Origin of the sequence: Salmonella sp. SAL04157 (assembly GCF_046551635.1) — a bacterium.
Classification (GTDB): domain Bacteria; phylum Pseudomonadota; class Gammaproteobacteria; order Enterobacterales; family Enterobacteriaceae; genus Salmonella; species Salmonella enterica.
In genome coordinates this window covers 218,397-231,150 of the sequence record NZ_JBGDVS010000006.1, presented here as the reverse complement: position 1 = coordinate 231,150, position 12,754 = coordinate 218,397, and the positions used below count along the sequence as shown (strand labels likewise).

The window sequence follows — 12,754 nt, the reverse complement described above, 5'->3', positions numbered from 1 at the left end:
GATGAAGAAGACAACCTGGTTTGCAGGGCGATTTCCCGGCTATGTATCACCGTTAAGCGGCGTGGCGCTGTCGGTGTTGGCGGCGCTGTGTCCGCTGACGAGCCGCGGCGAAAGTTATTTCAACCCTGCGTTTTTGTCGGCGGATACCGCGTCTGTGGCGGATTTATCTCGCTTTGAAAAAGGTAATCATCAGCCTCCCGGTATTTACCGGGTGGATATCTGGCGTAACGACGAATTCGTAGCGACGCAGGATATCCGTTTTGAGGCGGGCGCCGTGGGCGCCGGCGATAAATCCGGCGGCCTGATGCCTTGTTTTACACCGGAGTGGATTAAACGGCTGGGCGTGAATACCGCGGCGTTCCCTGTCTCAGATAAAGGCGTCGATATCACGTGTATTCACCTTCCTGAGAAAATCCCGGGCGCGGAGGTCGCGTTCGATTTCGCGTCGATGCGCTTAAATATTAGCTTGCCGCAGGCGTCATTGCTCAACAGAGCGCGTGGCTATATCCCGCCGGAAGAGTGGGATGAAGGGATACCCGCCGCACTCATTAATTACAGTTTTACCGGTAGCCGCGGAACAGACAGCGATAGCTATTTTTTGAGTCTGTTGAGTGGTTTGAACTATGGCCCCTGGCGGCTGCGTAATAACGGAGCCTGGAACTATTCGAAGGGGGACGGCTATCATTCGCAACGCTGGAACAACATTGGCACCTGGGTACAGCGCGCCATCATTCCGCTAAAAAGCGAACTGGTCATAGGGGACAGCAATACCGGGAACGATGTTTTCGACAGCGTCGGCTTTCGCGGAGCGCGGCTGTACTCTTCTGACAATATGTATCCCGATAGCCTGCAGGGCTACGCCCCCACGGTCAGAGGGATCGCCCGGACGGCGGCAAAGCTGACGATACGACAGAACGGGTATGTTATCTACCAAAGCTATGTGTCGCCGGGCGCGTTTGCGATTACCGATCTTAATCCTACCTCTTCCAGCGGCGACCTTGAGGTGACGGTAGATGAAAAAGACGGTAGCCAACAACGTTACACGGTGCCTTACTCTACCGTTCCGCTATTGCAGCGTGAGGGCAGGGTGAAGTATGACCTGGTGGCCGGGGATTTTCGCAGCGGCAATAGTCAGCAGTCTTCGCCATTCTTTTTCCAGGGAACGGTGATTGCCGGCCTGCCTGCGGGGCTGACGGCTTACGGCGGTACGCAGCTTGCCGATCGTTACCGTGCCGTGGTGGTCGGGGCGGGGCGAAATTTGGGCGACTGGGGAGCCGTGTCGGTCGATGTCACACATGCGCGTAGCCAACTGGCAGATGACAGCACCCATCAGGGGCAATCGTTGCGTTTTCTGTACGCCAAATCGCTGAATAATTACGGGACGAATTTTCAATTGCTGGGTTACCGCTATTCCACACGCGGATTTTACACCCTGGATGATGTGGCATACCGCAGTATGGAAGGGTACGACTACGAATACGATAGCGACGGACGCCGCCATAAAGTGCCGATGGCGCAGAGCTACCACAATCTCCGCTACAGCAAAAAAGGCCGCTTTCAGGTCAATATTTCGCAAAACCTGGGGGATTACGGGTCACTGTATCTTTCCGGCAGTCAACAAAATTACTGGAATACGGCGGATACCAATACCTGGTATCAACTGGGATACGCCAGTGGATGGCAAGGCATAAGTTATTCGCTGTCATGGTCGTGGAGCGAGTCGGTGGGGATCTCAGGCACCGACCGCATTCTGGCATTCAATATGTCCGTTCCGTTTAGCGTTCTGACCGGACGGCGCTATGCGCGCGACACTCTTCTTGATCGTACTTATGCCACGTTTAACGCCAACCGCAACCGCGACGGCGACAATAGCTGGCAGACCGGCGTGGGCGGCACGCTTCTGGAAGGACGTAATCTGAGCTACAGCGTGACGCAAGGGCGTAGCAGTAGCAATGGTTATAGCGGCAGCGCCAGCGCTAGCTGGCAGGCGACGTATGGCACGCTGGGCGTGGGATATAACTACGATCGCGATCAGCATGACTATAACTGGCAACTTTCCGGCGGCGTGGTCGGTCATGCGGATGGTATTACGTTTAGCCAACCGTTGGGCGATACCAATGTCTTGATTAAAGCGCCGGGAGCGAAAGGCGTGCGCATCGAAAACCAGACCGGCGTGAAAACGGACTGGCGGGGCTATGCGGTAATGCCCTACGCCACGGTATATCGCTATAACCGCGTCGCGTTAGATACCAACACGATGGACAACCATACCGATGTCGAGAATAACGTCAGCAGCGTGGTGCCGACAGAGGGCGCGCTGGTGCGGGCCGCTTTTGATACGCGGATAGGCGTAAGGGCCATCATTACCGCGAGGCTTGGCGGACGTCCGTTACCGTTTGGCGCGATAGTACGAGAAACCGCCAGCGGCATTACCAGTATGGTCGGCGATGACGGGCAAATTTATCTGAGCGGCTTGCCGCTAAAAGGTGAACTGTTCATCCAGTGGGGAGAGGGGAAAAACGCGCGTTGTATCGCCCCTTACGCCCTGGCGGAGGATAGTCTGAAGCAGGCGATTACGATAGCCAGCGCGACCTGTATCCGTCCGGCGTCATAAAAGGAAAAATAGAGATGAAAATATACTCAGCGCTATTGCTGGCGGGGACCGCGCTCTTTTTCACCCATCCCGCGCTGGCGACGGTTTGCCGCAATTCAAACGGGACGGCGACCGATATCTTTTACGACCTGTCAGATGTTTTCACCAGCGGCAATAATCAGCCGGGACAGGTGGTTACGCTACCGGAAAAATCAGGTTGGGTCGGCGTAAACGCGACGTGCCCGGCGGGGACAACGGTAAATTATACCTACCGAAGCTATGTATCAGAATTACCGGTACGAAGCACCGAAGGAAATTTTAAATACCTCAAGTTGAATGACTACCTTCTGGGCGCGATGAGCATCACCGATAGTGTCGCTGGCGTATTTTATCCGCCCCGTAACTATATTCGCATGGGCGTCGACTCTAACGTGTCGCAGCAAATGCCGTTTGGCGTGCAGGACTCAAAGCTGGTTTTTAAATTAAAAGTGATACGGCCTTTTATTAATATGGTGACGATCCCTCGCCAGACAATGTTTACCGTCTATGTGACGACCTCTACCGGCGACGCGTTGAGCACGCCGGTATATACCATTAGCTACAGTGGCAAAGTAGAAGTGCCGCAAAACTGCGAAGTGAATGCCGGACAGGTCGTGGAGTTTGATTTCGGCGATATCGGCGCGTCGTTATTTAGTCAGGCGGGAGCGGGTAATCGTCCGCAAGGCGTCACGCCGCAAACGAAAACCATCGCTATCAAATGTACCAACGTCGCGGCGCAGGCCTATTTATCGATGCGGCTTGAAGCCGAAAAGGCCTCAGGGCAGGCGATGGTGTCCGATAATCCGGATTTAGGTTTTGTAGTTGCTAATAGCAACGGTACGCCGCTCACACCCAATAATTTGTCGAGTAAAATTCCGTTTCATCTTGATGATAACGCCGCCGCTCGCGTAGGTATTCGCGCCTGGCCGATCAGCGTGACGGGGAATAAACCGGCGGAAGGGCCGTTTACTGCGCGCGGCTATCTACGAGTCGATTATGATTAAGGAGGCATAATGATCCTTCGGCGCGTTTTCATCGCTATCGGTTGTGTTTTGTTAAGCCCGCTGAGTCAGGCCACCTCATCTCTGGGCGAAGTGAATATTGAACTGCGCGGTAACGTGGTGGATTTTACCTGCGCCGTGGTGGCGGGCGACAGTAACAAGTCGGTTAATCTCGGCACCTGGCCGACAAAACAGCTTCACGCCGTCGGTGACGCCACGCAACCGGTAGCCTTTAGCCTAAAACTTGAAGGCTGCCCGCCGGGGTCGGCGTCTATAACGTTTTCCGGGACGCCAGCGCCCGGCACGGCATTACTGGCGCTTGCTGATACGGAAATGGCGCAAAAACTGGCGATTGAAATTCGCGATGGCGATCAACGTCGATTGCCGCTTGAACAGGCCAGCAAGGCCGTCGATATTGACAACAACGGCAATGCTACCCTGAAATTCTATGCGAACTATATCGCCTTAGCCGATGGCGTGCAGCCCGGACTTGCTAACGCGGATGCGACCTTCCTGATCAATTACAATTAGTGTCCGTTATTGTGGCTCCCGAACGATAATTCGCCGGGAGTACATTTACAATAATTCGTGTGATTTGGCGTAATCGATAAGCTCAACGATAGAGTGAAGGCCAAGTTTAGAAAATATATTGGCCTTATGCGCGCTGATAGTCTTGTTACTCAATAAAAGTTGCTCGGCAATTTCTTTGTTAGACATTCCATTGGCCAGATAGCGCAGCACGGTGACTTCGCGGTTAGAAAGTGGCATATCATGGTGCCCGCCTTTGGGGGGACGGGTATTACTGATAAAGTTAAGCGTCTCAGATGGAAAAAAAGAATAGCCGGATAAAATCATTTTTACCGCATTATAAATATCATTGAGGTCTTTGCGTTTACTTACAAATCCGTTTGCGCCCGCTCTTATTGCTCTTCCGGCATAAAAAGCCTCTGATTTCGACGATAAAAAAAGTATCCGGGTATGTTCCTGGATAGATTTGATTCGTTTAAGTAAGGTAAAGCCGTCGGTGCCCGGTAATTCAATATCCAGAATGACAAGGTCAACAGGATAAGTGCGCAGATACTCTATCGCTGTTCGGCTATCATCCGTTTTCAGGACAACCTGAATATTGCTATTTTTACCGAGTAAAACTTCGATCGACATTCTTACAATAGGGTGTTCGTCCATAATGATAACAGATGCAGGTTTCATTGTTGTATGCCTCAGACTGTTATGCGTCCTTCGTTTTAGAATAAGCGTCAGACACCTTAAAGATTGTGAAATAGCCAGATCTACACACCACACAGTGGAGCAATAATAAAGAATGAGACTTCCCTGTTGACTGGCTATTTTGCGTAAGAGTAATAAATATGTGGAATGTCCATTTCGCACCAACAAAAAAGAAATTTCTGATTAAGTAAAAACAATATGGATTATACCTGGTCTGATTTCTCGGAAAAGTCTTGCGAAATGCGAATTATGGATAGCGGGTAGGATGTTCTGTGGCGTTATAGAAAATTTGTTCGTGGTGGAGCTATTTTCTTTGGAGTTGACATTGAGTAGTTTAAACTGTTGTTTTTAAGTATAAAAATAATATGAAAGACTAATTGTTTAGTATTTGTTATGTAATAACAGAAAGATGTTGACGCTGGAGACCTCAAAAAACGAGGAGGGACAGGGGACGATGTAAGAAAAAAATTTTTATCGCTTACCAGGACGAGTTGTAAATATTAATTTTATGTGAAATATTTACATTTAATGGAAGTGAAAATAAGTAATTTCTTAAAAAATCTTATTCGCCAAAACGTTACTCCGTTAAAAAATATCGTGGAAAGTAACGTTTAGCTGCTGGATCAGCCGAAGAAAACTTTGCCTGTGGGGAAGGTTAAGGAGGGTGATAAGTTGTTTAAGCCGGTAAACTACACGATGATAAGATACGCTTTGCTGACGTGCTATTTCTTTTAAAGAGGCACCTTGCGCTAAAGTTTCAATCATCAACCAGTCAGTACGGCTAAAGCTTTCCGATAAGCGAGGTTCGGCGGCTGATAACAAGGCTTCGCGTACTGAAGCCAGATTTTGTCGTCGTGACAGAACAAAAAAACGCCCAGCCATACGGATAAACTGTGTTATAGCGGCGGTTTTATCTGATACCAGCAGGTAAATCTGGATATCGCTTTGTTGCCAACTGAGCGCGCGTAGCTGGTTAAGCGCCTCAATACAGGAGACAGGTAGCGTCTCCATATCTACAATCAGTTGTCTGAGCGACCCCTTTTCAATCCACAAAGAAATGTCATCTAATGAGCGGAATGCTGCGGTACGTTTTCCGGAAAATAAGTAGTGACTCAATGAATAGCCGAGGTAGTTATCAGTTGTAATTATTGCCTGGGAAATGATACCAACCGGCAAGGCATAATTAAGCTGTTGGTCCAGTAACTCAAGGCGATCAAATATCTGCGGCGTTGGAGAGTGATAACGGCAGGCGCAGTCTTTGGCATTTCTTAAACGGCGGTGTCTTTCCCTGCGTGGTACGCTGCGCATCCTGCTTTTTCCATTGCTCTAATATATATCTGGTAATATGGCTGGCCATAAATAACCTTGTCCCATCGTTGCACCAGCGTAAAAAGCAATGCTTCGTTGCTCTGATGTTTCAATGCCTTCCATCAGCATTAACTGCTGAAAAAAAACTTCGCTATCATGTTCTGACGGAAATTGCGTCAGGTCCTCATAGCCGATTAATTGCGCAGTTGAGAGATGAACGATTGGCTCAGATTTTAACAATCCGCTGTTGAGATATGAATGGCGTGTTGGCGAAGATGCCAGGTGTGGGGGATTTATCCTTTCCTTTAATAAAGTACCCTGTGCCACCAAACACTCCTCCAGGCATTTATGATACAGTCATATATTTTCGACCCCTGAATCTATCAGGATATTATGAGCATCATTGTGGCAGCGTTAAAAAAATGCCTGTAGGTATCGTTACTTAATTATTGGTGAGATATTTCGTAAGCCTTGTAAAAAGTTAAGTGAGTTTACTTACTGAGTAAGAAATGAAGGTTAACTCTAATATACTTTAAAAACTGCTGCTCCGTTCTAACATGTAATTTGCGCATAATGCTCCGGCGGAGTGACTTTGTCTGCTCTTCAGAAAGTGAAAGTAAAGCAGCCGTTTCGCTTAAATGATAACCGCTGGCGATCAGTTTTAACAGGTGACGTTCTGTTACTGAAAAATGACGAGTCGTGCAGTAGTGGCAAATGCCAGAAGGGACGCTATGTCGAAGCGCTCGCTTATGTAAGATCAATATCATTTTCCGGGTAATTTCTTCAACATCATCTTCCCGATAAATATGCGGCAGCATATACAGACATGGTCTGAACATGAGCTTTTCTTTATCGCATTTATTACAAATAATTACCCGTAGCTGATGTTGGGTATGCATAGGTATCTGGTAACAGCCTGCGCTGAACCAATCATCATCCAGGGCCAGGAAAGCGATATCGGCATTATCTATCTCTTCTGGCGGCAGAAAGTCAATTTTCTGCTGCCATTGATTCGCCAGACGCGTCATGATGATTTTCAACCCATGCTCAAAGTGACTGTTTTGTTCCTTAATAGCGATACTCAGCATAAAAAATATCCTACACGGCAGGTGAATCATGGTGAAATATTAAAGAAACTGATTGATTATCTAAATACTGGCGGCCTTAATTCCCACTTTATGCGTGCTGAGATGTGTCCAGGCGATTTCCTGGAACCTGGCATTGCGCCAGAAAAGACGATATTCGTACACTTAGTCAGCAACCAGAACAAAAGCCATTGACTCAGGAGTACCTGACCGTATAATTCTCGCGTTTCGTCTACACGAAGTCTTCACTTCACAAGGCGCCCTTAGCTCAGTTGGATAGAGCAACGGCCTTCTAAGCCGTGGGTCGCAGGTTCGAATCCTGCAGGGCGCGCCACTTATATATCAACTGGTTACGCCTCTTTAATTCTCATATGGGACATCATCACCAAAAATGTCGTCTATTTTCCTCGCGTGTTCCGTTAAATGATTAGGCGCAAGGTGAGCATATCTGTGAATCACCACGGATAACCTGGACACTTCTGAGTCGTTGATGATATAGGTTTTCATATTCAGCCGGTGGCATCTGTTCGCTCGAACCATGCCGGCGTCTACTGTTATAAAACATTTCTATGTAATCAAAAATATCGCTTCTGGCTTCGTCTCTCGTTCCGTAGATCTTTTCCTTTATCCGTTCACGCTTCAGTAGCTGGAAAAAGCTTTCTGCAACCGCATTGTCATGACAGTTGCCACGACGGCTCATTCTGCTCTCCAGTCCGTGCGATTTCAGGATCGACTGCCATTCATAGCGGGTGATTACGTCGCCACACGGCCATCAGAAGCGCATTCAGGACTCTATCTTTTGTCATTCATGGTTGCAGTGACCAATTGAATCTATTGCGGCTTTTTTTAATATGTCCCGTTCGTCAGTAACCCGCTTCAACTCTTTCGGGAGTCGGCGGATTTCGGTCTGATCATCTGACTGCTCTTTATTTCTTTATTGGTGGAGGAGTTCGACCCGTACTTCTTTATCCTGGCGTAAAGACTGTGGGTAGTAATATCGAGATGTGTTGCGACGCTGGAAACAGAATGGCCACGCTCAACAACCTGTCTTACCGCTTCAATTTTAAACTCTTCGGGATAACGTTTACCGCTCATGGGCACCTCTCTTTAAGTCATCTTAAATGGCTCTGAGGTGTCTGTTAAACCTGTGGCGATTCACATTGACCGCAGATTGTCAGGTTCCTTTACCCGGTAGTGAAACCAGTAGGGGGCAGTTTATCCGCACTAAAAGACGGTGTTCCTGCATCTGTGGTGGAGTTGAACCGGATGGGCTTTGGGCACATGCGTATCCTTGCGTGTATTGGTCAGTTGCCGGAGTCTGGATTAATGCACTATGGCTCCGTTGGGTTCTTTTTTGGGACTGATGGTGCATTGCGACTTCTTGCTAAGAAACCTGATGGGGCATTTGTGACATACGATATGTAGGAATCCCCGCCGCCCGTTACCCATTGGTGGCGGGGAACATTAATTATACATGAATGTTATTTAATTATTTCCGTAATATTCTCATTTGTCCTCGCCCCTGTTCTAACGTCCCATGTCCCAGATGTAATTGATTCTAATTCATTTGAATCTATGCCGTTAATCGCCCGCCCGGAAAGCCATCTTCCGTCTATTTGGAATGTCTTCTTGTCGACATCTGCATTTATAATTTTTCCATCCTTTGTTTTAAAGCTAATGAACATCGCTGTATTCTCATCAAGAGAATCAGCAGGATTCTTATTAAACTCAAATATTACAAATGTTTTAATGCCCATTTGCTGTTTATATATCCATAATGATTTTATATAAACGTTGTTACATATTTTTGCGTTAATATTAAGAGGCTTGAAATTAAAGGCTCGTGAATAGTCGAAAAATCCTGGAGCAGTTATTTTCAAATCAATCCCGTAGTATCTAGACATTGCTTCACTGTTAAACGTATCAAGACTTGGGCCTGCATGCAGTACCGGTGGAAAGTAATAATCAGGAATTATCGCTTGATCTTGTTTGTTATGTTTCGCCCTGTCTATTATTTCTTCCCTAATCTCCGTTTGTTTGCTTATTGATTTAATTGATGAGTAATAGAGGATGTATGATGGAATGAAATATAAAAAAGCCATTGCATATGTAGTAACAGATAAATAAATGGAAGCCTTGTTAAATTTCGTAAATGCAGAATGAGCAACAAAGGAAATCGAAAGAATCATAAAGCAGAGTGCTCCATTGAGAGCCCTGCTGGGCATTGCAGGAGATGCAAGGAACGCAACATTTGCAGCAATTGCACCCAGTATGAATAAAAAGCTTCCAAACATAAGTTTGCTGCTACTATTCCTTGATAACACTACAGAGATTAGTAGTATTATAAATGCAATATAGACCTGCCAATATGCCCCCATTGCTGATGGCAGCCTTTCTGAAAAGTGCTCAAGAACCCTCCATGCAATTGGTTGATTGTACCAGTCTTGTATTGTAGACGCACGGGATAGGTTTCCCGGAGCCAGCAGGAGAACCCCCGCGCCTATTGCAGATCCGAATACGCCAATCAGTAAATATTTATTCCTATTCATTATAAAGAAATATACTACAGAAATTAATACAACTACAAGAGATGTATTTTCATTTGAGCAACCTGCAAATATCGATGATATGGCATATACAAAGAGTATTACATTGGATTTTTTACCATTGCTTAAATATATAGAAATTAGTATATAAATGGCAATGAACATGTTGGTCCATAAGTAATTTGCTGACCCAACAAGCCAGAAGTTAGTTTGACCGAGGGCTGGATTTGCAATGAAGTATAAGAAAAATAAGAAAATCATCACATATGGGGACGGTGACGACTTTGTTAATGTAGCTGGGATCATTGTCCAGCACAACACCATTAATGTTAGCGCTGCTGAGTTTATTGCATTGTAAATATGCGGGGAGAAAAACTTTAATAGAGATGTGCTGATCGTATCTGACACAACCCTTCCGCTCCATCCTAAATAGTGCATTTTTACGCTAGAAAGCGAAAGCTCTCTTAGGGCATAAGTATAGTCATCAGAGTTCATTGGTGTGATAAATCCTATTGAATACACCAACGAGAAAACTATAAGGATAGCAATTACCATTTTTAATCTATTGTTAACCATTTTTCTTCTCATTCTTAATTATGTACTTAGGCCTTTTTTTTGTTTCTATGTAAATCCTTCCAATATATTCCCCAAGAATACCTATTCCTATCAATTGAACGCCACCCAGAAAAAGTACAGAAACAAGAAGAGACGGGTAGCCAGGAACATTATTTCCAAATATTAATTTATCAATAATCATCCATGCACCGTAAAGGAATGACATACCTGCAATAAACAATCCAATGTAAGTCCATATACGGAGCGGAAATGTTGAGAAAGAAGTTATTCCTTCCAGCGCCAGATTCCATAATTTCCAGCCATTGAATTTTGAATCGCCGGCAATACGCTCAGCGCGGGCGTATTCAACTACATCAGTCTTGCCGCCCACCCATGACAGAACGCCTTTCATAAACAGATTACGTTCTGGCATCTGTTTAATATTTTCGACGACCTCACGGCTCATTAACCGGAAATCACCGACGTTCTCTTCAATTTTCGGATTGCTGATTTTATTATGCAGCTTATAAAACCATTCAGCTGTCTTACGCTTCATGCGCCCGTCAGTTGAGCGGTCTGAGCGCTTAGCCAGCACCATATCCGCGCCAGCCTGCCACTTCTCAATGAGATGAGGGATAACTTCTATCGGATCCTGTAAATCGACATCAATAGGAATGACCGCATCCCCGGTTGCATGGTCGAGACCCGCGAAAAGAGCAGGTTCTTTACCGAAGTTTCGCGTAAACGAAAGCGGAATAACGAGCGGATCAGATGCAGCTATTTTGTTAATTATTGATTCAGTCGCATCTTTGCTTCCATCGTTGATGAAAACAATCTCAACTTCATACGGTTTCAGCTCTTCAAACTCGCGAACCGTTTTATAGAAAATAGGTATCGTGGCTTCTTCATTGAAGACCGGAACGACTAACGAGATTTTCATTTCGCATCCCTAAAGACAATGAACTTTGAATAAATGAATCCGCATATCAGGCTGATAGCTGAAAAGGTGACAAGAGTAAGGAGTGGCGGCAGGGAACATTTGTCAGCCATCCAGCCAACAACGGCGCTCAGTGTTCCCATAAATCCCACGTACATCATGTAGCGAAGCGTGGTGGTGCTGGCGTTAAAGGTGAAGCGCGCATTGGCATAGAAGCTGAACGATACGGCGATAACAAAACCGGAAAAGTTCGCCAACGCCTGATGCGTATGCATCCCATACACACAAAAAGCAAATACGCCCCAATGAATAAGCGTGTTAAGAACACCGATCGATGTGTACTTAGCGAATAACTTCAACATTATGAAAATCAGCGGATTCGGAAAGGTCTGAAGTGTAGCACTACAAATTGCTTTGATCGATATAAACGATCAATAATGTGTTATTTGATAGTTTAAAGTTATTGTTATCTTATTAATTGATCGTTGTTACCGATCAATTGGGGCTGCTGATTGCTAAGTGGTTTGGGACAAAAACGGGACACACAAAGCTTTGCATCGGCTTGCAAGGCTTTGCATGTTTTTCGAGGATGGGACGAGTGTGAGTGCCGTAGTAATGGGATAACTTGTTGTTAGCTCAGGTAGTTCCAGAAACATCTAAGCCGTGGGTCGCAGGTTCGAATCCTGCAGGGCGCGCCATTTAACCTCTCAAAATTATGTTAATCCGTAAGCTTCTGCGGCGGCGACGTTGCGCCATCCGCAGTACGTGACGCTAATATGCAAATAACTAATTGCGTTTAATCTGTTTATGGTGCTCCTCAGCCTGGATCTCGTGGGCGAAAGAATGGGCATTATTCATCGATTGATGGATGACCATTGCTTTTTCATAGTCGTCCATTTCAGAAAAGGGTGTCGCATTTTCCACAGTAGCCGGGGCGCTGGGTTTCTGTGTCTGAGCCATTTGCTGATGCGCGAAGGCGTCACCGTTATTCATCATCTCATGCGCCGTGGCGGATAATTGGCGGGATTCCATTTTCTCTGCGGCGTTTACGCCAGCTGAAATAAAAAAACGACAGCTAAAAGGGATGTAAACTTATTTATCTTATTTCTCCGGTGTGGGTTAATAAGAGAAATAATAAAACAGTCGTTGGGTCTGGCGCGTGACGGGATAATGACGATGGATTTTACAATTGCCAGGCCTATACCGCTGCCTTCCCCTTTACGCTGGTGGGAGGGATCAATGCTATAAAAACAATCGAAAAGGCGCGGCAAATGTTCCGGCGCGATTGGCGTACCGGGGTTTTCAACAATAATATGTATCTGGTCGTCCGCTTCTTTTATCTGAAGAGTAATGGTTTTACCCGGCGGCGTATAGCGCATCGTATTAGAGAGTCAATTACTGATGGCTCTGCGCAGCATGATGGGATCGCCGGTGATCCAGTAGGCGCGGCCTTCAAAGCGCAA

General features: G+C 46.3%; 12 protein-coding genes, 1 tRNA gene and 3 pseudogenes. 4 read left to right on the top strand and 12 right to left on the bottom strand.

Annotated elements, in window-relative coordinates; translation table 11 throughout:
- The first annotated feature begins 1 nt into the window (after position 1).
- Genes ACLJRE_RS15215 through sfmF form a run of 3 tightly spaced genes read left to right on the top strand, consistent with a single transcriptional unit; the run spans position 2 to position 4,164 of the window.
- A complete protein-coding gene (locus tag ACLJRE_RS15215; RefSeq protein ID WP_023212912.1) occupies positions 2 to 2,614 on the top strand; it encodes a fimbrial biogenesis usher protein in 2,613 nt (870 codons plus the stop codon).
- A 14-nt stretch (positions 2,615 to 2,628) separates the two neighbouring features.
- Positions 2,629 to 3,636 (top strand): type 1 fimbria D-mannose specific adhesin FimH, encoded by a 1,008-nt coding sequence (gene fimH, locus ACLJRE_RS15210; protein WP_023212913.1) that lies wholly within the window; start codon positions 2,629 to 2,631, stop codon positions 3,634 to 3,636.
- A 9-nt stretch (positions 3,637 to 3,645) separates the two neighbouring features.
- On the top strand, positions 3,646 to 4,164 hold the full coding sequence (gene sfmF, locus ACLJRE_RS15205) for a fimbria assembly protein (RefSeq protein ID WP_023212914.1): 519 nt from the start codon (positions 3,646 to 3,648) through the stop codon (positions 4,162 to 4,164).
- Between the two features lie 45 nt (positions 4,165 to 4,209).
- On the opposite strand, the gene fimZ is transcribed toward sfmF, so the two are convergent.
- From fimZ to fimW, 4 genes are all read right to left on the bottom strand, one after another.
- Positions 4,210 to 4,842: a fimbria biosynthesis transcriptional regulator FimZ gene (gene fimZ, locus ACLJRE_RS15200; protein ID WP_000801272.1), complete on the bottom strand. Its 633-nt coding sequence runs from the start codon at positions 4,840 to 4,842 to the stop codon at positions 4,210 to 4,212.
- Positions 4,843 to 5,445: 603 nt separating this feature from the next.
- Entirely contained in the window at positions 5,446 to 6,168 is a 723-nt protein-coding gene (fimY, locus tag ACLJRE_RS15195) for a fimbria biosynthesis regulator FimY (RefSeq protein ID WP_001258112.1), read from the bottom strand.
- Positions 6,169 to 6,186: 18 nt separating this feature from the next.
- Entirely contained in the window at positions 6,187 to 6,498 is a 312-nt protein-coding gene (locus ACLJRE_RS15190) for a hypothetical protein (RefSeq protein WP_023197011.1), read from the bottom strand.
- Positions 6,499 to 6,659: 161 nt separating this feature from the next.
- Positions 6,660 to 7,256: a fimbria biosynthesis transcriptional regulator FimW gene (gene fimW, locus ACLJRE_RS15185; RefSeq protein WP_000948630.1), complete on the bottom strand. Its 597-nt coding sequence runs from the start codon at positions 7,254 to 7,256 to the stop codon at positions 6,660 to 6,662.
- A gap of 254 nt (positions 7,257 to 7,510) precedes the next feature.
- Here fimW and ACLJRE_RS15180 point away from each other — a divergent pair.
- A tRNA-Arg gene (locus tag ACLJRE_RS15180) sits at positions 7,511 to 7,587 on the top strand.
- 26 nt (positions 7,588 to 7,613) lie between these two features.
- Here the strand turns inward: ACLJRE_RS15180 and ACLJRE_RS15175 are convergent.
- From ACLJRE_RS15175 to ACLJRE_RS15140, 8 genes and pseudogenes are all read right to left on the bottom strand, one after another.
- Positions 7,614 to 7,712, bottom strand: a pseudogene (locus ACLJRE_RS15175) (hypothetical protein); the annotation flags it as partial.
- Positions 7,681 to 8,059 (bottom strand): annotated as a pseudogene (locus tag ACLJRE_RS15170) (IS3 family transposase); the annotation flags it as partial. The pseudogenes ACLJRE_RS15175 and ACLJRE_RS15170, both read right to left, overlap by 32 nt.
- Positions 8,060 to 8,129: 70 nt before the next feature.
- The gene (locus tag ACLJRE_RS15165; RefSeq protein WP_001575776.1) at positions 8,130 to 8,348 is read right to left on the bottom strand and encodes an IS3 family transposase; all 219 of its coding nucleotides are present in this window, start codon (positions 8,346 to 8,348) and stop codon (positions 8,130 to 8,132) included.
- Between the two features lie 386 nt (positions 8,349 to 8,734).
- A complete protein-coding gene (gtrC1, locus tag ACLJRE_RS15160; RefSeq protein ID WP_077912240.1) occupies positions 8,735 to 10,387 on the bottom strand; it encodes a putative glucosyltransferase GtrC1 in 1,653 nt (550 codons plus the stop codon).
- Positions 10,368 to 11,294 carry a glycosyltransferase family 2 protein gene (locus tag ACLJRE_RS15155; protein ID WP_001528973.1) on the bottom strand — a complete coding sequence of 309 codons (927 nt, stop codon included), beginning with the start codon at positions 11,292 to 11,294 and terminating at the stop codon, positions 10,368 to 10,370. The genes gtrC1 and ACLJRE_RS15155 overlap by 20 nt, the downstream gene beginning before the upstream one ends.
- Positions 11,291 to 11,653, bottom strand: coding sequence for a GtrA family protein (locus ACLJRE_RS15150; protein WP_000915523.1), 363 nt, complete (start codon positions 11,651 to 11,653; stop codon positions 11,291 to 11,293). Before ACLJRE_RS15150 ends, ACLJRE_RS15155 begins: the two co-directional genes overlap by 4 nt.
- A gap of 424 nt (positions 11,654 to 12,077) precedes the next feature.
- Entirely contained in the window at positions 12,078 to 12,323 is a 246-nt protein-coding gene (locus ACLJRE_RS15145) for a copE1 (protein WP_023212915.1), read from the bottom strand.
- 137 nt (positions 12,324 to 12,460) lie between these two features.
- A pseudogene (locus tag ACLJRE_RS15140) lies at positions 12,461 to 12,754 on the bottom strand (ATP-binding protein); the annotation flags it as partial.